General features: G+C 42.0%; 22 protein-coding genes. 11 read left to right on the forward strand and 11 right to left on the reverse strand.

The window, feature by feature from the left end; all coding sequences use genetic code 11:
* Positions 1-130: 130 nt before the first annotated feature.
* Together D1367_RS03605 and D1367_RS03610 are read right to left on the reverse strand one after the other, a co-directional pair.
* Positions 131-841, reverse strand: coding sequence for a diacylglycerol/polyprenol kinase family protein (locus D1367_RS03605; RefSeq protein ID WP_118162959.1), 711 nt, complete (start codon positions 839-841; stop codon positions 131-133).
* Between the two features lie 98 nt (positions 842-939).
* A complete protein-coding gene (locus D1367_RS03610; protein WP_118162963.1) occupies positions 940-2,709 on the reverse strand; it encodes a DUF3685 domain-containing protein in 1,770 nt (589 codons plus the stop codon).
* Positions 2,710-3,003: 294 nt separating this feature from the next.
* On the opposite strand from D1367_RS03610, the gene D1367_RS03615 reads away from it, so the two are divergent.
* Positions 3,004-5,967, forward strand: coding sequence for a pentapeptide repeat-containing protein (locus D1367_RS03615; protein WP_118162967.1), 2,964 nt, complete (start codon positions 3,004-3,006; stop codon positions 5,965-5,967).
* Positions 5,968-6,046: 79 nt separating this feature from the next.
* On the opposite strand, the gene D1367_RS03620 is transcribed toward D1367_RS03615, so the two are convergent.
* Positions 6,047-6,493 carry a Fur family transcriptional regulator gene (locus D1367_RS03620; protein WP_118162972.1) on the reverse strand — a complete coding sequence of 149 codons (447 nt, stop codon included), beginning with the start codon at positions 6,491-6,493 and terminating at the stop codon, positions 6,047-6,049.
* Between the two features lie 385 nt (positions 6,494-6,878).
* On the opposite strand from D1367_RS03620, the gene D1367_RS03625 reads away from it, so the two are divergent.
* Positions 6,879-7,364, forward strand: coding sequence for a CRR6 family NdhI maturation factor (locus D1367_RS03625; protein ID WP_118162976.1), 486 nt, complete (start codon positions 6,879-6,881; stop codon positions 7,362-7,364).
* 366 nt (positions 7,365-7,730) lie between these two features.
* Here D1367_RS03625 and D1367_RS03630 read toward each other — a convergent pair whose 3' ends face one another.
* On the reverse strand, positions 7,731-8,690 hold the full coding sequence (locus D1367_RS03630; RefSeq protein ID WP_118162980.1) for a glycosyltransferase family 9 protein: 960 nt from the start codon (positions 8,688-8,690) through the stop codon (positions 7,731-7,733).
* 69 nt (positions 8,691-8,759) lie between these two features.
* On the opposite strand from D1367_RS03630, the gene ispD reads away from it, so the two are divergent.
* The 4 genes from ispD to D1367_RS31555 all read left to right on the forward strand — a co-directional run bounded on the left by ispD (position 8,760) and on the right by D1367_RS31555 (position 11,095).
* Positions 8,760-9,449 carry a 2-C-methyl-D-erythritol 4-phosphate cytidylyltransferase gene (gene ispD / locus D1367_RS03635; protein WP_118162984.1) on the forward strand — a complete coding sequence of 230 codons (690 nt, stop codon included), beginning with the start codon at positions 8,760-8,762 and terminating at the stop codon, positions 9,447-9,449.
* A 214-nt stretch (positions 9,450-9,663) separates the two neighbouring features.
* A complete protein-coding gene (gene scpB, locus D1367_RS03640) occupies positions 9,664-10,200 on the forward strand; it encodes an SMC-Scp complex subunit ScpB (RefSeq protein ID WP_118162989.1) in 537 nt (178 codons plus the stop codon).
* A 226-nt stretch (positions 10,201-10,426) separates the two neighbouring features.
* Positions 10,427-10,774 (forward strand): DUF760 domain-containing protein, encoded by a 348-nt coding sequence (locus D1367_RS03650; RefSeq protein ID WP_118162998.1) that lies wholly within the window; start codon positions 10,427-10,429, stop codon positions 10,772-10,774.
* Positions 10,775-10,945: 171 nt separating this feature from the next.
* Positions 10,946-11,095 (forward strand): hypothetical protein, encoded by a 150-nt coding sequence (locus D1367_RS31555; protein WP_220451002.1) that lies wholly within the window; start codon positions 10,946-10,948, stop codon positions 11,093-11,095.
* A gap of 32 nt (positions 11,096-11,127) precedes the next feature.
* Here the strand turns inward: D1367_RS31555 and D1367_RS03655 are convergent, their stop codons facing one another.
* Positions 11,128-12,333 carry an HhoA/HhoB/HtrA family serine endopeptidase gene (locus tag D1367_RS03655; protein WP_118163001.1) on the reverse strand — a complete coding sequence of 402 codons (1,206 nt, stop codon included), beginning with the start codon at positions 12,331-12,333 and terminating at the stop codon, positions 11,128-11,130.
* Between the two features lie 207 nt (positions 12,334-12,540).
* Between D1367_RS03655 and D1367_RS03660 the strand changes: the two genes are divergently transcribed.
* Complete coding sequence (locus D1367_RS03660) at positions 12,541-13,431, forward strand: peptidoglycan DD-metalloendopeptidase family protein (RefSeq protein ID WP_118163004.1); 891 nt, start codon at positions 12,541-12,543, stop codon at positions 13,429-13,431.
* A 74-nt stretch (positions 13,432-13,505) separates the two neighbouring features.
* On the opposite strand, the gene D1367_RS03665 is transcribed toward D1367_RS03660, so the two are convergent.
* Genes D1367_RS03665 through D1367_RS03675 form a run of 3 tightly spaced genes read right to left on the reverse strand, consistent with a single transcriptional unit; the run spans position 13,506 to position 15,102 of the window.
* Entirely contained in the window at positions 13,506-14,543 is a 1,038-nt protein-coding gene (locus D1367_RS03665) for a cysteine hydrolase family protein (RefSeq protein ID WP_118163008.1), read from the reverse strand.
* 59 nt (positions 14,544-14,602) lie between these two features.
* Positions 14,603-14,887 (reverse strand): type II toxin-antitoxin system RelE/ParE family toxin, encoded by a 285-nt coding sequence (locus D1367_RS03670; RefSeq protein ID WP_118163013.1) that lies wholly within the window; start codon positions 14,885-14,887, stop codon positions 14,603-14,605.
* Positions 14,884-15,102 carry a hypothetical protein gene (locus tag D1367_RS03675; RefSeq protein WP_118163017.1) on the reverse strand — a complete coding sequence of 73 codons (219 nt, stop codon included), beginning with the start codon at positions 15,100-15,102 and terminating at the stop codon, positions 14,884-14,886. Before D1367_RS03675 ends, D1367_RS03670 begins: the two co-directional genes overlap by 4 nt.
* A 607-nt stretch (positions 15,103-15,709) precedes the next feature.
* Here D1367_RS03675 and ispG point away from each other — a divergent pair.
* Both ispG and ctpC read left to right on the forward strand, forming a co-directional pair.
* Positions 15,710-16,936: a (E)-4-hydroxy-3-methylbut-2-enyl-diphosphate synthase gene (gene ispG, locus D1367_RS03680; RefSeq protein ID WP_118163022.1), complete on the forward strand. Its 1,227-nt coding sequence runs from the start codon at positions 15,710-15,712 to the stop codon at positions 16,934-16,936.
* A gap of 314 nt (positions 16,937-17,250) precedes the next feature.
* The gene (ctpC, locus tag D1367_RS03685; protein WP_118163027.1) at positions 17,251-18,534 is read left to right on the forward strand and encodes a carboxyl-terminal processing protease CtpC; all 1,284 of its coding nucleotides are present in this window, start codon (positions 17,251-17,253) and stop codon (positions 18,532-18,534) included.
* Positions 18,535-18,632: 98 nt separating this feature from the next.
* On the opposite strand, the gene D1367_RS03690 is transcribed toward ctpC, so the two are convergent.
* Positions 18,633-18,818 (reverse strand): transposase family protein, encoded by a 186-nt coding sequence (locus D1367_RS03690; protein WP_118163030.1) that lies wholly within the window; start codon positions 18,816-18,818, stop codon positions 18,633-18,635.
* Between the two features lie 256 nt (positions 18,819-19,074).
* On the opposite strand from D1367_RS03690, the gene D1367_RS03695 reads away from it, so the two are divergent.
* Both D1367_RS03695 and D1367_RS03700 read left to right on the forward strand, forming a co-directional pair.
* Positions 19,075-19,578 carry a DUF6174 domain-containing protein gene (locus tag D1367_RS03695; RefSeq protein ID WP_118163034.1) on the forward strand — a complete coding sequence of 168 codons (504 nt, stop codon included), beginning with the start codon at positions 19,075-19,077 and terminating at the stop codon, positions 19,576-19,578.
* Between the two features lie 572 nt (positions 19,579-20,150).
* On the forward strand, positions 20,151-20,990 hold the full coding sequence (locus D1367_RS03700) for a DNA/RNA non-specific endonuclease (protein ID WP_118163038.1): 840 nt from the start codon (positions 20,151-20,153) through the stop codon (positions 20,988-20,990).
* Between the two features lie 80 nt (positions 20,991-21,070).
* On the opposite strand, the gene D1367_RS03705 is transcribed toward D1367_RS03700, so the two are convergent.
* Entirely contained in the window at positions 21,071-21,463 is a 393-nt protein-coding gene (locus D1367_RS03705) for a nuclease A inhibitor family protein (protein ID WP_118163042.1), read from the reverse strand.
* A 113-nt stretch (positions 21,464-21,576) separates the two neighbouring features.
* Positions 21,577-22,227, reverse strand: coding sequence for a Uma2 family endonuclease (locus D1367_RS03710; protein ID WP_118163046.1), 651 nt, complete (start codon positions 22,225-22,227; stop codon positions 21,577-21,579).
* Positions 22,228-22,495: the final 268 nt, after the last annotated feature.

Genomic DNA, 22,495 nt, shown 5'->3' on the forward strand with positions numbered 1-22,495 from the left:
TTTATCAGAATTTGTTGGGTAACACTAAAGTTCAACCCAACCTACGATTATCCTTAACTGAACTGTATTGAATTATGAATTAGTTTGACTTTTGACTTCCGCTTTGCGGTACTAGTAGATTGGGAATCCCTTAAAATACTTGCATTATTACCCACACTGCTCCCGCAGCTACTAGAGGTACGCTGAGGTTATCTGTGCCGTGGGGTGAAACTGCCTCTGCTAGGGTGGCGAAAGTAGCAGTTATTACCGCCGTCAATAAGGCCCATGCCAAACTAAAAGATTTTGCTAGGGGACTCAGTGACGAACCAGGTAGCAGCAACAGCACTAAGAAAATTACTACTGTACTCGCCACAAACATTGCTGCTGAACCTTCCCAGGAACGTACAGAATTTCCCACTTGGTATTTATGCTGCCCGAAGCGTCTACCGATTAATGCTGCTAGTGCATCACCCCAAGTCATTGCCATTATCCCAGCTACTGCGATCGCAACGCTATCTACTGGCCCATCTGGTCGCCATAGTAGCCCGAAAAGCAGCGTCACTGAAATAGCGAAATAAACTGTACCAGGGGAGCTATCCTGGGTATCCATTGCGCCAATGATTCGGTAGCGGTAAAACAGGTAGTTGAGTCCGATAAAGGTAGCAAAAGGTATAATTCCGATTTCCCAGTGCTTAAACAGTAGCAGGACACCAAAAACCCACATCCCTGCACCAATATGGATTACCTTGCGGGTCAAATCCGGCTTTACGCCAAGCAGCCTACGCAGTCCCTCGCCAATAACGAGCAGACCAATAGCATAAACATAAGAAATTCCTAGTCCGATAAAATCATTGTTAGTCATTTGTCATTTGTCATTTGTCATTCGGAAAGAGGAGGCAGAAAGCAGAAGTTTTTTAATTTTTAATTTTTAATTTTTAATTGATTTCTCCCCCTGCCTCTTCACTTGGATCGATCGCTATTTCGTCTAAAGTTTTTTTCTATTAACGAAGCACTACCAATACCTTGAAGAATACCACGACCGATTAAACCTAAACCTCTACCAATTATTTGGGTGAGAATGAAGACTATACCGCTACCTACAAAAGCTAATAGTGATTTTAAACGCGGTGCGATCGCATCACTAAATTCTAAAACCAATGTCACTACTAAAGGAATATTAGAAAATTTTACTAATTCCTGATTTCGAGGAGCATAAACTGAAGTAATGGCAATCCCACGAGGCGCAATTACAAATAGTTCGTAGCGACTTTCAAAAACTGCTTTTGGTTCATTTATATAATTTCTTAATCTATATTTCCACGATAAATCATTTCTAAATCGTTCAATCTCTCTTGTGGAAATCAATTGCCGTCCATAAAAATTTTGCTTAATCTCCTCTACATCTGCTAAAGAATTTAACAGTGGTTGCACTACCCCATTCGCTACCTGAATCAATAAGTTCTCTAAAATCATTAATGCTTGGGACTTGGCTTCCGCGCTGACTACTGGATAGGAGGTATTATCAATGTTCAATTCTGTTTGAAACAGTAGATAGGAATATAACTCACAAACTAGCGGAATTTTATTAAGAATATCTCTTTGCACAACTTCTATGCTTGGTAATAAATAATTAAGAATTTCTATGTTTTGGTTTCCTACTTTTATCCGAGAAAACTTGCCAAAAAAATCTGTAATTGCTGCTTGCCATAGCTCGCGTAATAATCTCAGTCTGACCTCATATAATTCATTTATCTCTATTTGAGAAGTACGCAATTCATCCAACTGCCCAGCCAATTTTTGCAGTATAAGATAAAGTAATTCCCGTTTTTTATCTTCACGAAATATATCAATTTCTAAAGGTATATTTGTGACATTTCGTAAAGGAAATTGAAGTTTGGTAACACAAGATGCAAATAATGCAGATTGTAGTGTTCCCGGACTAAGTAAAGGTGACATTTGCCTTTGTTGAATAGCACTACTCAACGAAGGAGTGATAGGCGGCTCATCAGCAACGGGAATATCTGATTGCTTTTCTTGTGATGAAACCAACAATCGATTTAGCAACCAACGAGCCGCTAGCAGTTCTCGCCGTTGTCCAGCTAGAATTGCTCGATCTAATACTGGTAGTCCGGGAACTTGTAATTGTGCTGTTACTGCCGCTAAGGTAGCTTCAATGTGAGCAATTCCTGACAAACGTAAATTATTTCGGAGTCTAAATAAAGGGAGTGGGGAGTGGGTAGAGACGCGATTAATCGCGTCTGTACTAGGGAGTGGGGAGTTAGGAGTTGTGATTGGTTGCGTGTCTTGGAACCAATAGTCACCACCATCTGCAACTTCTTGCATGGCGGCGACTAATTCAGGAAGTGGTGTACCTTTGGGGCAGTAGCCATTAATACCAACAGATTTTGCAGCCAATAGCAGTCCTTGTTGTTGAATAGAACTGAGGAGCAAAATTGGCAGGTTGGGATATAAGGCTCTGAGTTGCCGACAGAATTGTAAACCTAGCTGTTGACTGGTGGTGGAGCGACCATTACCGAATTCCAAAACTACCAAATTTACCTGATTTGGGTCTTCTTGGGCAATTTCTGCTAAAATCTGCAAGGCAGCAGTATCAGTTTCTATCACTCCTGTTACTTCCAGGCTAGGAATTGCTTCTAGAGCTACCCGTAATCCCAGACGAAAAATCGGGTCTTGGTCGATTAACAATAATTTTATCCGGCGATCGCTCATAGTCTACTCAGTTACACAAGCACTGTTTTTTACCAATCAGAAAACAACTCTGATACCAAACTTTGTCATTCCCATTGTTACCTGTTTTCGCAAACTGATAAATCGATCTGACAATTCAGCGGTATCTGGAAAACCTCACTTCTATTTCTCTCATCCTTTAAGGAGAGAGACTTTGAATTTTCCCACTTAGAGTGTCGGGAAGGGGATTAGGTTTTTGGTGGACTTTTCCACATAACCTGAATTGTCAGATAATTCGATCATAATTGCCTTATGCAGCCTTCACTGTGTAATTAAATGAACTTGAGTATTCGGCACTGGTTGGCAGAACACTATATCGCACTCAATCAAATTAGAGGATTTTCGGCGGGACAATTGGCAGGTATTGCCTACCGGATTGTTCAGGATATGGAAGTCAAAAGCTTGATGCCTTTTGATATCTGTACTTTGGTAGAGGTTTTAGAACTGCCCTTAGCTATTGTTTGGGAAGAAATCTATGTCATTTCCCATCTGACAGAAAACCTGTTGCGTAGCCTCAGCCAAAAAAAACCGTTAAAACGTAACGAAGGCACATGGCTAGCGTTTCAAATTGCCTATCTCCAAGCTTTGCAAGCAGTTCTAGAACAGGAAGCAAGCCTGCAAAGACCGTGGCTAGACCGGGCAAATATACCCATCCCGAAGGAGGAAATGGGTAAACTCACCCTCCAAGATCCGCAACTGCAAGGGTTACTAAAAACTCTCAGTCCAGGTAAATTAACTGATACTCAAGCTGAACAAGCGCTGTCTTTGGTTGCCGACTCATTACTGGTACAACAAATAAATAACGCTGCCATAGCTTGGTTTGTTGCCAATGGGGCAGAGGAACCGGAAGCTAAACTTTTAACACAGCGTTTGGTTAACTCACTTCCTGGTCACTTACTGGTAGTCGTCACTGAGAATGCTGCACCTTTAGCCCAACTGCAAAAATTTTTTCGTTTAGGGATTTCATTATCTCCTAGTTTGATCGCCCCAGAAGTGGGTTCTATAGCCACTGAGAAAATTGATTTGCACCGAGAACATTATCGGGCAAGTTTGATTAAAAACCTCAGTATGCCTTTGCTGATAGAATCCTTTGCCCTCAAGGATATCTATGTTGCACAAAAAGGCTTACCAATAGAGGAAAGTATTTCTGAGCAGGATAATAAAACTGTTAAGCCAGTTGATTTAAAAACATGGGCGCAGCAACAGTTAGCTGATTTAGCAACGATCGCACTCATTGAGTCAGAACCTGGTTATGGAAAAACTAGTTTTTGTCAACTCTGGGCAGCACAGGTAGCACAAGAATTTTACCCTAATTGGATGCCTATAGTAATTAGGTTACGGGATGTAACTTATGGCAAAACTTTTATCGAAACTCTAAATTCTGCCTTTGGTGTTAATCTTTCAACTTGGTTAGAGCAAGAAAATGTCCCTTGTTTGTTGCTGCTGGATGGTTTGGATGAATTACCCCCTTCTGCTCATGGTATAAGGGCAAAAGCAATTTTTATTCAGCAATTACTGAACTTTCAATCTCAGCACCGACACAAAATTTTCTTAACAAGTCGCTCAATGACATTACCAGAAATTGCCCCAGAAATACCGTTGCCATTGAAGCGAATTATCATTCAGCCGTTGGATGCGGAAGAACTCAAACAATGGTTTCAGCAGTGGACAAAAGTGCAATCGTTGGCGATCGCTCAAAATTTCTTTACATTCTTAAAACAGACAGGCTTATTTGCCAGTCAATCAAAGTTAAAAGAATTATCTGCCCTTATCCGTCAACCCCTAATGCTGCATTTATTGGGCATTTTACACCGCGACGGACTCCTAGATGATGAAATATTACACTTAGCGGCTAATAACCCAAAGTATTCTCTGTTATGGGAAATTTATCATCGCCTGAGTCGATGGTTGTTGGGCTATCCGCTAATTGGCGGTATTAAGACGATGCTATTGCGCTCAGGATCGGCTCATATCCACCGGACTAACGAAGCGATCGCTAATTTACTCGCTAGTCGTTATCCCCAAGATTTACTTGATCAGATGCAAGCGATCGCTCTGAAAATTTTACACTCACAACGTCATCAAATTAAATTGGCTGGTGAATTTAATCCTTTACCAGCCTTTTATTTTAAAATTCGAGATGTAAAAAGCGCAGCAAAAACTAGTTTAATTGAGTTTTCGCATGTCAAATTAGGAGAATATCTTTGTGCTGAGGCTGTGACTGCTGAGTTAAAATTACTGACTCAGTGCCAAAATGAGGTTTATGGCACGCTCACTTTTGTGGTTGATTCTCCTAGTGATGTAGCCCAGCATATTTACAATTTACTGGGTTACGGGATACTTAGCCAAGAAATTGAGGAATTAGCGATCGCAATTTTACGCCGGGAGCAAAAGCACAAGTTTTCTTTTGAAGTTTTGTTCCAACGGTTGTTGTCTTTCTGGCGGGCTTACTGTCAAGGCTGTTGGTTCGATGAAGGTATAGCCCACAAAGCTTTGACTCATTTCCATACACTGCAAAACCCGGTGAATGTTGAGCAGGTGAATGCTGCGGTGGGACTGAATGTGTTTTTATTGCTTTGTGCTTGCTACCGAGAAACAAAAGTTCCTTTTTGGCCTTGTGGGAATCCAGTAAATTTGGCAGAATTCAATCCAGAGGCTTTAAGTGCGCTGATTGCTAGAACAACCCTTTTACATAAGAATGCCTTCATAACCCGAATTAAGTCTCTGGCTGGACTCAATTTATCGGGAGCCTCTTTGTTACAAGTAATGTTAACTGGGGTAAATCTTGAGCAGACAAACTTATCTAATGCGGAGTTAATCGGGGCGAATTTGGCTGGAGCGAATTTGCAACAGGCGAACCTCGCAGGTGCAAACCTCGCAGGTGCAAACCTTACAGGCGCAAACCTGCAACAGGCAAATCTCATGGGGGCAAATCTTAATTCTGCCAATCTCACTAACGCCTGCTTATTTGATGCCATTCTCACTGAGGCTGACAAAAAATTAGCCAGCGAAAATGATGCTTCCTTCTCCCAAGAGTCGTTTCAAAGATTGAAGTATTCGCAATCGCAGCAGCCCTTCTTAAACACCGTCAAAATTGCGACAAACACAGATAATAATTGGAACAAACTCCCTGCGATCGGACTAATTGAAAGCTCCGAAGGCACAATTTTACCAGCAGATTTATATGATGATGATGCCAATGATGAAACAATTTTTGGCAATACTTTTATTGGGGAATAGGGAATAGGGCATTGGGCATTGGGAATAGCTCAAGAATCTAATAGTTTTTCTTCTCCCCCTGCCCCCTGCCCCCTGCCCCCTAGCCCTCTTCCTGGTTACGGTAGCCAACAAAGTTAATACTATAGTCAGTAATCCGCACTCCTGTTTCTTCTTCAATTTTGCGGATTAACTCTTCTGGGAGTTCCACATGAACATCAAGAATTTGATTTGTATCTATACAATTTACATGACTGTGAGAGTCACTGATATTGCCGTACAAACGCCCATCACAGCGTTCAATACACTCAATGATACCCTGACTAGATAATGCTTCTAAATTTTGATAAACAGAAGTATGACCGATATCTTTACCTTGTTGGTTTAAGCGATCGTAAATCTCTCTTGCCGCAAGATGTTCATTTGCTTGCCAAAGTAATTCTAGAATAAAGCGACGCTGGCGGCTGACACGCATACCCAAAATTTGGCACTGCTCAAGCGCATCTTCTAGAGAACGAATTGGTTTTGTAGAAATTGTTTTTTTTTGCATATTACAGCTTCTTAACTGTTGGGGTGATTTTCCCGTCTAAATGTTTATTGGTTATTTAATATATGCAATGATATTGCACACCGCTATTTAACCTGTACTTGTGTTTTGGCTTTTGATGCTGCGGAAGTGACAGGTGGTAATAATGATTTTTTTGCTTGTTGATGCTTACTTTCTCAGACCTTAATCTAAAACAAACTCATTACAACTTTAACTTAAAATTGCTGTAAATGTCCACCTTGGGAAAGGCAACGCCTGCCCCAAGTAGGCTAATTCTAATGGCAGGCATCGTAGTAAAGAAGACTTTCTGCTAGTAAAAGTCAATGTAGCGTCAATGCCTGAAAGCTGCTACTGTATATTCTCGATCCTACAGTTGAGCAAAAAGAAAGTGGCTGCTGAGTCAAAGACAATTGCGATCGCACTCAATAATGACTTCATTAACAATCTGGATCTGTCGCCTGCGTCAACGGTGATTGAACAACTGCTGCAAGATGGGGCTGCATCCCATGAACAGCAGCTACGCTTTGATATCAATTATGAACTCGAACCTGGCGATCCACGGGAACTCTCAGAAATTCCAGAGGTGCGGCTGTGGTTTGTGCGCCTAGATGCGAAATATCCCTGGTTACCATTTTTACTAGATTGGAAAGCTGGAGAATTTGCTCGTTATAGCGCCATGCTAGTACCACACCAGTTCAGTGCTAAAGAAGGCATTCAGTACAATCCAGAAGCCTTAGAAATATTTTTGATGCACAAAATCTTTATTTTAGGTGATTGGCTCAAACAGCAAAGTATCCCCAGCCTCTCGCGGCTGAAGTCTATGGCCCAAATGCTGGGTTATGAATTAGATGATGCTTTTTTTGAGATATTTTAACAAAAAAGAATTCAGGAGTCAGGAGCCAGAATTCAATATGAATTTTGGACGACTGGGAAATAGAGAAGTATCTCGTAGGGAGCGTCTTGATTCTGTATTCTTCTTCTGAATAACCGCAAAATCTAGCTGTCACGTCCAGGTTTTGCGGTCATTCAACAAACGCATAACTATATTGGATATCCAATAGGGGACTTCCAAATAAAAAAACATCCAAAATTTTCTTGTGGGATGGGTGTCCGCACTGCGTGCCGCTACGCTAACACCCGTCCCATATTCAGGCGGGCAGGATGCCCACCCCACAAGATGGATAATTTATTTCTTGGATATCCAATAGAACGATTGCAGAAATTGGGACAAACTGCTGGTTTAGCCCCCCCAAATTTTCTCCAAAACTGCATTTGGTGAAACATCCGCCGTTTTTCGCGTGGGTGATTCAATGGCCAGGAATTTATCGTTTTTCGGCAACAACTTAGCAGGATCAGTGGGCCCAAACAGGGCAATGGTATAGGTTTGGACTGCAACACTCAGTTGTAGTGCCGCAGTATCAGTAGACAACATCAGATTTGCCCCGGCGATTATGGCAGCTAACTTACCAATATCATCTGGGGCAGTCACCTTGATATTTGGAGAAGACCCCAAAAGCGATCGCACAAACTGCTCATCGTCAACTCCCTTAATTACCACCACAGGCAAATCCGGTTGCTTCTCTTGGAAGTTTTGAATAATTTGATGCCACTTCTCGACAGGGTAGATTTTATCCAGTTCTTTAGCCTGGGATAACTGGCCAGAACCTCCATGAATCAAGATATAGCCTGTTTCATGCACCCCTAAGCGTTTTTGTTCCTTTTCTGCCCACTCAATATCTGTTTTTGGTACATTTACAGCTAATTCTGGGACAGGACTATTTATTTCCAATGGTTGCAGCAAATCGTGGTAAAATGCCGCCCCATACTGGGATGGTTTTAATGGCACAGCATGGGTAAGAAAACCCGATCCTTTGCCTTTGTAGCCAATACGTATAGGAATTCCCGTTAACCAGAGTAAAAGACCCATCAACCAATTTTGCTTAACAGCAATGGCAACATCGTATTCGCGATCGCGAATGTTGCCGACCAAATTACCCCAATCCGCCAGACTGTTACGGTCTTGAAAATCAAAGGGCAGTACCTCGTGAACTGACTTGCTCACTCGGTAGGCAGCCTTTGACCGGGGTTCAACAACGACATCTATCTGAGCGTTAGGGTAATTGCGCTTTAGGTCGTCTAGAGTCGGAAAGAAGAGAATTTGGTCGCCAATTCCGCCAGGTACAAGGGCTACTACTCGCATAATATTTATTGACGCTTACTCGCTCCCTATTTTAGGGGAAAATATATAGCTTAAAGATTGAGGAATTCTGTGTATTTACTAATTCCAGCTGCGGGAACCGGAAAAAGAATGGGTAGTAACCGCAATAAACTCCTGCTAGTCGTGCGATCGCAACCAATTATTGCTTGGACTCTATTAGCCGCAGAAGCCGCCAATACAATCAGTTGGATCGGAATTATTTCCCAACCTACCGATTGGCCAGACTTCAACGCAATTCTCGCCGATCTGAAGCTGACTAAACCAGTGGAATTGATTACAGGTGGTTCCACCCGTCAAGAATCTGTTTACAATGGCTTGCAGGCGCTACCAGTAGCCGCAGAACAAGTATTAATTCATGATGGGGCTAGATGTCTGGCCACACCAGATTTATTTAACTCTTGTGCCGAGGCGATTCGCCATTGTCCCGGTTTAATTGCTGGTGTCCCCGTCAAAGACACCATTAAAGTTGTCGATGAACAAGGCATAATTCAAAAAACACCCGATAGACGGCAATTATGGGCGGCACAAACTCCCCAAGGATTTGATGTCAAGTTGTTGAAACAGTGCCACGCTGAAGGTGTCCGTCAAGGTTGGGAAGTAACAGACGATGCCGCTTTGTTTGAAAAGTGCGGTATTGAAGTGCGAATTGTCGAGGGAGAAGAGACAAATTTAAAAGTGACAACTCCCCAAGATTTAGCGATCGCAGAATTTATTCTCACGAGTAGAGGGATTGGGGACTAAGGACTGGGGACTGGGGAGCAGAGGGAAATAACTAATCTCCAATGCCCAATTTGAAAGCCCAATTTGAAATTGTCAACAAATATTTTGACAATTTACGATATAATGCCACACACTTGTTGATTGTTAGTTGTCATGTACTAATGACCAATACTTCGACTACGCTCAGTACAAGTGACAAATGACTAATGACCAATGACTAATGACTAATGACTAAATGATTACAGCCACAGCGACAAAGATAGAAGCAATTCTGTATTTAAAAGGTAAACCCTTGTCGCTCGGCGAAATCGCCGAGTATGCCGCGTGCGATCGCGCCACTGTCAAAGAAGGCATAATTGAACTAATGGACAACTATGCCCACCGAGATAGCGCCTTAGAGGTAGTAGAAACTTCAGATGGTTACAGTTTGCAACTACGGTCTGATTTTCATGATTTAGTGCAAACGATGATACCAGTAGAATTGGGTGTAGGTGCATTGCGAACTTTAGCCGCGATCGCCCTCAATAGTCCCATACTCCAGAGCGACTTGATTAACCTGCGCGGTTCAGGAGTATATCAGCACGTTCCAGAACTCGTAGAACTTGGTTTCATCCGCAAGCGTCGAGACAGCGATTCTCGCTCCTATTCACTGCAAGTAACCCCAAAATTTCATCAATATTTCCAAATCGAACAACTCCCCCAAATACTTTCCACTAGCCAGAAGGAAGAACAACTAGAACTAGAACTGGAGGGAGTGGGGAGTGGGGAGTAGGGAGTGAGGGATGAGGGGGATGAGGGGGATGAGGGAGCAGGGAAGGTAGGGGAAGAAGAACTCTTGATTATTCCCCATTCCCTATTCCCCATTCCCTATTCCCCATTCCCTATTCCCCATTCCCTATTCCCCATTCCCCTCCTCTTGACTTATACGTGTGGTGAATGCGCTACCCTTGTACTATGGTTTAGAGTAGAGTTAGCAATTAAGCTAAATAAAACTGCCAATGGTGTTTAATCCTGACTTTTTAAATGACAACTCTGAGGAACACCCTAATCAACTTCTTTCAGACCACTCTGAGCAATACCCCAATCAGTTGCTCAAATATCTACAGCATCAGTCTCCTGATGTTTTAGCCAGGATTGCTCAGTCCGCCAGCCCCGAAATTAAACAAATCATCTCGCAAAATGTCCAAGGGCTTGTGGGAATGCTCCCGCCAGAAAATTTCAACGTGCAAATCACAACAGATCGGGAGAATTTAGCTGGGCTTCTAGCGTCGGCCATGATGACAGGGTATTTTCTGCGCCAGATGGAACAAAGAATGCAGTTAGAGCATTTGTCTAATGGTCAATAATCAATAGTCAGTAGTCAAATATTCTGGGACTATTGACCAAATAATTACTAATTCGTAATTCGTAATTCGTAATTAAAAAGGGTATAGCAGCCCATACTGAATTAAAAATTTAGTGGTTAACAAGACATTTGTGGAGAGTTCAAGCTTCCACTGATAGCGACGCGCTTTCTGGTGTCCGCAAGCGTCTTGCAACTACGAATTACTAATTATTTTGAGGGACTTCCAAGTAAAAAAATATTCCATTGCTATTGTTCACTGTTGACCGTTGAAGGTTCACGAGTTTTCAGTCAACAGTCAACAGTCAACAGTCAACGACTTTAATGTGGAATAATTTATTTTTTGGAGTTCCCTGACTACTTCCTTTCAGGATAAGCTCCTGATTGTACTTTGAAGGTTTGAATTTTACCGCTACGGTTGACTTCGATAGCTAAAATGTCGCCAACTTTGCTGGATTCTACCACCCTCTGAACTTGGGCTGAAATTTTGACTGGTTTACCGTTAACTTTTTGAATCACGTCTCCAGGAAGCAGTCCTCCACGCTTGGCTGGGGAATCATCTGTGACTCCTTTAATCACAATCCCAGCATCCTGCTGAATGTTGATCTGATTTTCTTGATTAATCTGCTGTTTTTTGATTGGAGAAAGGTCTGCCATTTCAATACCCAAGAAGGGATGTTCCACACGTCCCTTGGTAAAAAGTTCATTGGCGATGCGGGCGGCGGTTTCAATGGGGATAGCGAAGCCGAGTCCTTGAGCATCAGCGCGGATGGCAGTGTTAACACCAATCACTTCGCCTTGGGCATTTAACAAGGGGCCACCGGAATTACCAGGGTTAATTGCGGCATCAGTTTGGATAAAGCTGACTCGCTTATCTGGGACACCGACTTGAGTGCTGGTGCGATCTGTAGCGCTGACGATGCCGATAGTGACAGTATTATCTAAACCTAGAGGATTGCCAATAGCGATCGCCCATTGTCCTGGTATTAAGTTTTGCGAATTGCCTAATTTCACAGTCGGTAAATTATTCGCTTTTATTTTCACCACCGCCACATCTGTCACGGAATCAACTCCTACCACCTTCCCCTCTAAACTCCGACCATCTTTGAGGGTGACTTGTACTGTATCTGTATCGGCTACCACATGAGCGTTGGTGATTAATTCTCCATCTTCGCTCAAAATAAATCCCGATCCTGTACCGCGCTCAATGCGTTCTTGCGGAATTGGTTGCTCATCCTCTCCAAAGAATCGCCGCAAGAGGGGATTTTTCAAAGCGTCAGAGATAGGATTGGCGACTTTGCGAGTGGCATTAATTCGTACCACAGCCGGGCCAACTTTTTGCACTGCCGTCGCAATAAAATTCACATTATCGCCCCCAGTAGCCCCAATCGCTCCGTTAGAAGATGGCACTACAGATTCTGGAGGCGAAGCCATTGTTACATTTTTTAACTGTTGGAATGAGGGATTTTTGAGCAGGAGATAGCGACTGCCAAATAAACCTGCACCACAGCCAAACGCCAGTAAAAATACATAAACCGCCAGTTGTTTTAAGGATAACTTCATAATCATTCTGCTTAAGGACAGAAATGCAGTTGCTAATTTCTAAGTGTAGTCAAGCTAACGGCAAGTGGACAGATCAATTTAGTCATTGGTCATTAGTCATTAGTCATTAGTCATTGGTCATTGGTTATTAATTGTTGTCCCTCACTCATCTCCCCACTCCCCACTCTTGCCATTTAAAATTTAATAATGCGATCTTGACCTGTATACATGACTTTACCCTTTCGTCAACTGTTTCTCTGTAGCTTAGTTAGCGCCTTGAGCTTAGTATCCATACTGCCAAACATCAACAGCGCCAACGCTGCTGTGGGTGGTTGCCCAACTCCAGCCCTATCTCGCTTCCAACGCCATAAAGTTGTTCGTGGCGAAACTTTAGAGAGCATAGCCCAGCGCTACAATCTCATACCTACAACTATTATCGGCATGAATCCAGCTTTGCAGAGCGGTACAATCGCACCCGTTGGTAGTGTACTTCAGATTCCTCCCTACAATGGGATTGTCGTCGAAGTGCCTCGTGGTCAAACTTGGCGACAAGTGGCGGCACAATACAAAGTTCGTGCTGATAGCCTTTTTGAGGTGAATGGCTGCCAACAAGACCCCAGAATTGTGTTTGTTCCGGGGGTAAATTGGTCGCCCAATGGTGTTGTAACTAAGTCCGTACCTACTAATGCAGGTACGCCAAACCGTGCATCTTTGTCTGGCTATCCTTTGGGGGAAGTGGCAAATGTGGGATTAGCTTACGGCTGGCAAATTAATCCTGCTACAGGTGAAGTTTTCTTCCACAGTGGTGTTGATTTATTAGCACCAGTTGGTACAGATGTGCTAGCGATCGCACCTGGAACCGTAGCCTTTGCTAATGACCAAGGTTCTTATGGCAAGTTAGTCATTATTAACCACAGTGGCGGACTCCAAAGCCGTTATGCCCAGCTTGACACTATCAAGGTTTCTGTCGGTCAACAAGTAAAAAAAGGAGACTTACTGGGAACGGTAGGTACTAGTGGGAAACCAACATCCACTCAACCGCATCTCCATTTTGAAGTGCGTTCTAGCTCATCTCTGGGTTGGGTAGCGGAAGATCCAAAGGGTTATTTGAAGAAATGAGGTTTGTTTTGAAACGCAGAGGAACGCAAAGGAAATCTCTGTGTTCCTCTGCGAAACTTTTGCGATCCTTTGCGTTAAATAAAGGATGCTATATTTTCGCTAGATTTTATAATGTGCATTCCTGCCTCTGCAAATCTTGCAAATGCTGCATCTGCCTGTTCTGTGTAGTCCACAACACCGGGAACAACAACAGGCGAAGTAGAATCTTCTAGCAAATAGATTTTTTGAGCAAGGGTGGCATCTACCTGTTTAATTTCTGTTAATAAATCTTCAATTGTCCAAGCGACGCAATGACTTTTAGCTTGACCACCAATAATTACTGCATCATATTCTAAAAGTTGTTTAATCAGGCGCGTGTTTTTTAGAGCAAGTGGACGTTGCTCAAAATCTTCCAACACCTCTGGACGCAAAATGGAATAGTTTTCTGTTAAGGGATTTTCACCTTTAAGTTCAAATTGCGTCTGACTCTGACGAGCAATGCCGTGGAAAAATATCGCTTCTTCTACTGACGAAACTAAAGCATGACCAATACCACCCAACATCGAATGATAAGGCCAAACTGTCAGGGGATATTTACCGTCTTGACTTAGTTGCTTAATGTAATGGTAAGTATGTTTTTCTAATAATTCATAATCCCCATTAGTAACACTGTCAGCAACTGCTGGGTTAACTTTCCAGATACCTTGTTCGATGTCTTTTGGGGTAATGTTAGTAGCTGCTGGAGTAGGATGTTCTCCCGCAGCGTTTACCCAAAAGATAGGATGGAAGATTTGTGTTGCTGTGTGGGTGTCCAGGGTGGGTACAATTTTTGTAATTACTCCCAAATTCCGATATATAAATTCACACAATCTGACGTTATCATCCACAGCCCCATTCCCAGATTTTCCACCTACAAATAATTCAAATCCAGGGATGCAGAAGGTGTTTTGGACATCAATTAATAGTAAGCAAATCCGGCTTTTATCTAAAGATGCTGGTTTGATGTCGTGCTTTTGTGCCCATGTTTCGCCTGTTGCTGCACATTCTTGGTAAGGTACGCGCCAGACTTCTCCTACCTTATTGGAGTTAAAATGCCGGGGAATTGGTAGTTGGGTTGTTGCTTGGGTATTCATATAATTCTGCACTTATGTTGTAATTATTAAACTTGCCTCAGTTAAATATAATGCCTTACTTAGTAAACCTCATCATGCGAACCTAAAGTTAGCAACAAAATTTCTTCCTCTCCTGATTCAGGATTTGTAACAATTTTAAATAAAATCCGATTACGATAATCAATTGAACATGAGTATCTGCCCAATGAATCACCTTTTAGCTTGTGACTACGTAAACTGAGTTGAAATGGGTTTTCAGCGATTTGTTCTAATACTTGCTCAATTTGAGAACGTAACTCAGGATTTTTCTTGACTAGACGCTTAAAAGCACGAACAAAAGTCGGACTCCAAACCAAATTTTTCACTCGTCTAACTCCGCCATCAAATCTGCAACTGAACCACGCCGGACATTCCCTTGAGCATAATCACTCTCTGCTTGCGCGATTTCTTTTAATAAGTCATCCCGTCGCTGTTGTTTGAGGCGCTTTTGGATAATATCTACAAGAATAGCCTGAGCTTCTGGATCTAATGCTTCTACCGCTTCTATGGCTTTCTGGAATGTAGATGTTTTTTCTAGCATGGGTGTAAAAGAATTTAGTGATAAGTCTAATTTAGCTGCTGGTGTGTGTAATCTGTTTACTCAATAGTATATTTGTATTAATGTTTGTAGTAAGGACTTCAGTCCTTTTTTTAGGACTAAAGTCCTTACTATGAACTCGATTACAATGTTTGCCAAGGTAGTAGTATTTATAACTCAGTGAAAGAGCGATCGCTTCCTTAAGCTTTCCTGCTGAACCGGGAGCATCCCAAATGTGCAAGTTTATTTTTATACGGGATTTTGGCTTAGAACAATAATGAAATAACGAACCGCCAAGGACGCCAAGAGCGCCAAGGAAAGAGGTTTGTACAGGGTTTTTGTGTCAGTCCTGTAGCTTTTGGCTTGCATTGGGATGCTCCCGCTGAACCCTGCGCGATCGCTACTCAAGCTACTCAGTTAAAATAATTTTTCAGTAATATATCTTTATAAATGAGCAAAACCTTTGAATTGCTCTTTATTTCTTTGCCTGTGTTATTTTCCATTTTTTTCTATATTAATCGTTCAAAAGAGCCACTAGCTGTGGCAATCTGGGAAACAGAGATTTATTAAATCTGATATTTTAGCGACAGCAAATTTACCTAATCAGGTTATGCAAACTCTGCCCATAGTAGATACTTCAAATACTACATCCAGCCAACCTACCTTTGATACAACTATCAAGCGGCGTAAAACCCGTCCCGTAAAGGTGGGAAATGTCACCATTGGCGGTGGCTACCCCGTTGTAGTGCAGTCAATGATTAACGAAGACACCCTTGATATTGACGGTTCCGTGGCTGGTATTCGTCGTCTGCACGAAATAGGCTGCGAAATTGTCCGTGTCACAGTGCCGAGTATGGCTCATGCTAAAGCTTTAGCAGAAATTAAACAAAAATTAATAAAAACTTACCAAGACGTGCCCATTGTGGCTGATGTCCATCACAACGGACTAAAAATCGCCGTGGAAGTCTCCAAGCACATAGAAAAAGTGCGGATTAATCCGGGGTTATATGTCTTTGAAAAGCCCAACGTCAATCGAACTGAGTATACTAAAGCCGAATTTGACGAAATTGGCGATAAAATCCGCGAAACTTTAGAACCTCTGGTAGTTTCTTTGCGCGATCAAGGTAAATCGATGCGAATTGGGGTAAATCACGGTTCCCTCGCTGAGAGGATGCTATTTACCTACGGTGACACCCCAGAAGGCATGGTGGAATCTGCCATAGAATTCATTCGCATCTGTGAATCTTTGGATTTCCGCAACTTGGTAATTTCTATGAAAGCCTCACGAGTACCCGTGATGTTAGCCGCCTATCGCCTGATAGCCAAGCGTATGGATGAACTGGGTATGGATTATCCGCTACATTTAGGCGTTACAGAAGCTGGTGATGGCGAATATGGGCGAATTAAATCCACGGCTGGTATTGCTACCTTACTTGCTGACGGCATTGGCGATACAATTCGCGTCTCACTTACAGAAGCACCAGAAAAAGAAATTCCCGTCTGTTATAGCATTCTCCAAGCTTTGGGATTGCGAAAAACGATGGTGGAATACGTCGCTTGTCCTTCCTGTGGACGCACTTTGTTTAACCTAGAGGAAGTGCTGCATAAAGTTCGGGAAGCCACTAAACACTTAACTGGTCTTGACATAGCGGTTATGGGTTGTATTGTCAATGGCCCCGGAGAAATGGCAGATGCCGACTATGGTTATGTTGGCAAAACACCTGGTTACATTTCTCTGTATCGTGGCAGAGAGGAAATTAAAAAAGTCCCAGAAGATAAAGGTGTAGAGGAATTAATTAACCTGATTAAGGGAGATGAACGCTGGGTAGAACCGTAAGGGGTTGGGGGAGTGGGGAATAGGGAGTAGGGAGTGGGGGAGAAATCAATTCAAAATTCAAAATTCAAAATTCAAAAACTTCTGCCTCCTGCCTCCTTTGCCCAATCCCGATTCCTCATTCCCACTCTCCACTCCCCACTCCCCACTCCCCACTCCCCACTCCCCACTCCCCAAAATTTTGTACAAACCATCAAGTTCGCCGGATTGTCAAGTATTTTATTTAAATTAGGGATACATACTCGGTCTGTACAGTAGTAGGCTGTGTTAGATTGAGCATACTGACTATATATTTTCCCTCTGACGCAGCTGTCATTATGGTGATTACAAAAAGTAGGCTTGTTTTGGGTGCTACGGCAGTGACACTCTCCACGATCGCTGTTACTAGCCTTGGCATTCATTCCCGAGGTCAGGCTTTATTTAAAGCAAGTCCCAAAGAATTAGTAGATGAAGTTTGGCAAATTGTTCAACGCCAATATGTAGACGGTACTTTTAATCAAGTAGATTGGCAGGCTGTTCGTAAAGAATACTTGAGCAAGTCCTACAGTAATCCGCAGGAAGCGTATAAGTCCATTCGGGAAATGCTCAAAAAGCTAGAAGACCCATACACCCGGTTTATGGATCCAGGAGAATTCAAGAATATGCAAGTGGATACCTCTGGAGAATTGACAGGTATTGGGATCACAATCAGTCAGGATGAAAAAACCAAGCAATTGGTTGTAATTGCGCCAATCGAAGATACACCAGCTTTTAAAGCTGGTGTTTTAGCGAAAGATATCATCATCAAAATCGACGGCAAAAATACTAAAGGGATGGATACTAATCAGGCAGTATCCATGATTAGAGGTGAAGCAGGATCGCAAGTCAGGTTAACGATTCAGCGTGACGGTCAGACAAAACAGTTTGATATCAAACGGGCGCGGATTGAAATTCATCCAGTTAAATATTCCCAAAAGAAAACTCCAGCAGGTAATCTTGGCTACATTCGCCTGAACCAGTTCAGCGCCAATGCTGGTAAAGAAATGCAAACCGCTATCAAAGATTTAGAAAGCAAAAAGGTAGCTGGATATATTCTGGATCTGCGTGGTAATCCAGGTGGCTTACTCTTCTCCAGTGTAGACATTGCCCGGATGTGGATAGATAAAGGTAAGATTGTCTCCACTGTTGAACGCCAAGGAGAGGCAGACAAAGAAGAGGCAAACGGACGCGCCTTGACAAATAAACCTTTGGTAGTACTGGTAGATAAAGGTTCAGCCAGTGCAAGTGAAATCCTCTCAGGGGCTTTGCAGGACAACAAGCGTGCTACTTTGGTTGGTACTCAAACCTTTGGTAAGGGACTAGTGCAATCGGTGCGTCCCCTGGAAGATGGCTCAGGATTGGCGGTAACAATTGCTCATTACTATACCCCCAACGGTACAGATATTAATCATAAAGGTATTAGTCCAGATGTAAAGGTAGATTTGAGTAAAGCCCAGATGGAGGAGTTATGGCTCCATGAACGCGACAAACTCGCTACTTTAGCAGATCCCCAATTCGCTAAAGCAGTAGACGTAATAGGTAAAAAAATTGCCGCTAAGGGCGCAGCCACAGCAGAAAAATGAAGAGTGGGGAATAAAGTTAGGAGTGAATAGTGAGGAGTTAGGAATAAAAACCATCATTGTGAACTCCTAACTCCTGTACAGACGCGATTAATCGCGTCTTAAACTGGTTGGCACTTTCCAGCCCTAATAAGCCCGACACGACGAGCGATCGCTTCTTCTTGCGAACTAAAAGGCCCCCACTGTTCTATAATCTCTACATTATCGTCGCCAACTTTGTCGCTGGGGACAATTTCGCAATTACCTACAGAACGCTTGATAATATACCAAGTTTGTGATTCATTCATACTTTAAATAAATATTTGTTTTTTACAGTAAAGATTCTACGGCATATAGAAAATATTCTCGCGTGTATGCGATTACATCGGATCTGATTTAGCTATAGGCTACACCCACCAACCAGTCCCTTACAGCCATAAATTTGCTATTTGCCCTTGGCTACCCACTAATGAATTTTAATAAAAATATAAAGTGAACTTAAATAAATAGATAAATTAATATCTATAATACATATATAATACTTTTAAACTTCAAGGGATTGATATGCGTTTACCTATCATTATCAGTGTCGGGTTATTGCTATCTTTCGGACTGAACCTACCAGTAATGTCCAAATCTCCCATAGAGATAGCACAATCGCCAGCGAAGAGTAACTTGAACCTAAAGCGAGCAGAAAAGCGATTAGAATTTAATCGCAATTTCTGGAATCAGAAAAATATTTCCAACTATGACTATACTTTGAGCAATAGTTGCTTTTGTATAGGCGATGCTAGGGGGCCAGTAGTAATTAAAGTACGTAATGGTCAAACAAGTTCTATCACTTCTGTAGCTACAGGTAAAGATGTTAAAGAATACTTTCAAAATTACAACACAATTCCTAAACTGTTTGATGTGATTCAAGATGCTATAAAACGTAAGGCCTTCAGCCTGAATGTGCGGTACAATCCTCAATACGGCTATCCAACCCAAATTGATATCGATTACAGCAGTCAGATAGCTGATGAAGAAAGATATCTCACCATTGAGAATTTTAAGGTAATTAAATAGCTGCCACTGCAAACAGAAAATTAGAGATTAAGGCAATAGGTATACTTACCTTAATCTTGCATAAATGCTTAAATTGTTATCTTGAGCGGAGCGAAACATCTGGTGAAAATTTTCTCTCCCCTGAGTTCCGCTCAAAATGACATTCCTGATTTTTTGAGTTTTGCAAGAGTTCTATTAACTGCTGGGATTAAAGTTTCTATGTGCTGCTGTGCGAATCGCCTTCATTTTTCGCATAATTAAATTTCCTCTAAGAAAAAAGATTGGTATTGCTGATTAGATGTATAAATCTTGGTGTGGGGATGCGAAATTTTAAGCGACGCCGAATAGCCCGCACTTCTCTACGAGACGCTCCGCGAACGAGTGAGCTTCAGTGATCATCGTAGACATTGCTTGTCACCAATGTAGTGGTAAAGTAATGATTTGTTGATTGTTAACTCTTGCCCAATCAAGATTTCCGGCTATGGTGTCACTACATATTTACCATTACAAAAATCTTTAGTTTTGTATCAGTGGATGCTTGATATTGAAGTGAATAACTCGGACACTGTTTTTGCAATCAAAAGTACAAAAACGTGAAAAAAATCAAGATTTTCAAGTTTCTGCTGCCATTTGTGGTAGTAGTTTTATTCATAATTGGGTTGGCAAAGATCGTACCAGCCCAGTCATCAGTAAGTGTTCACCTAACCCTTGGTAACCCCAGCAACGCTGAAACTTCCAACCTAAATAACTACTTGCTGGTAAAACCACAGTATGTAATTGGTTACAACTGCTCAATAGGTAGAGCAAATTGGGTGTCTTGGCAGTTGAATAGTAGTTGGTTAGGTAGCACATCAAGGCAAGATAATTTTCGGGCTGATACAACACTTCCTTCTGGGTGCTATCAAGTTCAATCTACCGATTTTAGCGGAAGTGGGTTTGATCGTGGTCACATGACGCCTAGTGGTGACAGAACTAGTAGTGTTACCAATAATTCTGCCACATTTTTGATGAGCAATATGATTGCTCAAGCCCCAGATAACAATCAGGGGATTTGGGCAAACTTAGAGGAATATGCCAGAACTTTAGTAGGACAGGGTAAAGAACTCTACATCATATCTGGTGGATATGGGATGGGCGGTATCGGGTCTAAAGGAAGGTTCTATACAATAGCTAATGGACGTGTTCAAGTTCCTAATACAACTTGGAAAATTATTGTTGTACTGGATACTCCAGGTTTAGGCCTTGCTGGCGTGACAACCAGCACGAGAGTCATTGCTGTCAATATTCCCAACAGGCAAGGGGTGCGAACAGAGGATTGGAGAAACTATCGGGTTAGCGTTGACTCATTAGAATCCTTAACTGGATACAATTTTATCTCAGAAGTCTCAACATCTATTCAGTCTGTAATAGAAGCGCAAATTGACAATTTATAAGTTTAGATGATTTCAGAAATGAGAAAGCCTAGCTGCACAGATAGCTAGGCTTTTATTTAGATAAATTTCCAACCTGCTTACTAGGTTTCAACCAGTTTTGTTACTACTCCAGTTAAGTCACCATCTTTAGTTTGTCCTACGATGTAAGCGTCAATATTTATTTGTCCAACACGATAAACGCTGATGTCACTAAGATTATCTTTAAGGGTCTGAACAAGTGTTTGGAATTTTTTAACATCTTTTTTCTGTAATTCATTGTGCCACTCTTGCTCAAATGCACAATTACGAAAGAGATAGTCCAAGTCTACTACTTCTACTGGCAGGTCTTGAGAACCTGTTAGCTGTAATATTTTCTCCTGTGTTGCAGGTGCAGCACCTTTCCACTGAACAACCTCGAAAGGGTAATCTGATTCGCTCATCATTAATAAGCCAGTACTAGCTTTCTTTAGTTTTTCGACAATCTCGCCGCTCATAGTTATCAGTTTCTAGCAACGCTCATACTGTATCATTCAGCCAACAGCAAGGTGGGAATCGGACAACTCGACCATTGGGTAGGAGATTTAGCGCAGATGAAGCAAGAATTACATTAAGTTTGGATGATTTGCTTTCTTACCCATTGACGAAATGCTCTAAGCGTTGGACTTCTACCTAAAGTTTGGCTCTGTTCGACAAATCGGGGAATTACTTCAACAATGGGCAAGTTGCCAAAAGTAGAACTAATTTCAGACTCAATGTATTTGCCATCCTGAAGAATATTAATTTGTAGCTTACTATCTTCATATCGCCACAGTTCAGGAACTCGCAATGCTTGGTAAGCATCCAGTTGAGTTTTGGAGGTAACATCAACTTCAATTGCTAAGTCGGGTGGCGGATCAATCGTCAAGTCTATTCGCTCTTTACCAATCATTTGAGCATGATTTTGAATGTAGAAAGAATCATCAGGCTCTACACCAAAAGCCATATCTTCACGTTTAAAGGTGGTTGAGCCAAATGTTTCACAGTCAATTTTTAACTCCTCCAGCAGAATTTTTACCAAATCACCAATGATGACTTTGGCTTTCTCATGCTTCGGTAATGGCATTCTCATCTCCAAAGTTCCTTGGCTGTAAGCCAATCGAGAGGCTCGATGGTCGCCAAGTTCTTCTAAAATCGCTTCAAATTCTTGCCAGCTAACATCGTGGAGTATTACTCTATGTCCCGGCGGAACACTTAATTGTCGTAATTGAAGTGTTACCATTACCTACCATTGAAATCATGTTTAGATTGTAAAAGCTAAGATGTAACTATCGTAGCAAGGAATAATTTTGAACTATCGAGCTTTTTACGAGAGATATAAAAAGCAAGGAGCGATCGCACCTTACTAGCAAATAATGTATAAAACATGATTGATGTGTGTTCTTCTCAAATAAGAGACTCAGCATAATTGAGATTGATCCAATATGTAAGTTACCCAATAAGTAGATGGACAAAAATATTTACAGTCATTGCGAGCGGAGCGTCTCTAA

Origin of the sequence: Nostoc sphaeroides (assembly GCF_003443655.1) — a bacterium.
Lineage (GTDB): Bacteria > Cyanobacteriota > Cyanobacteriia > Cyanobacteriales > Nostocaceae > Nostoc > Nostoc sphaeroides.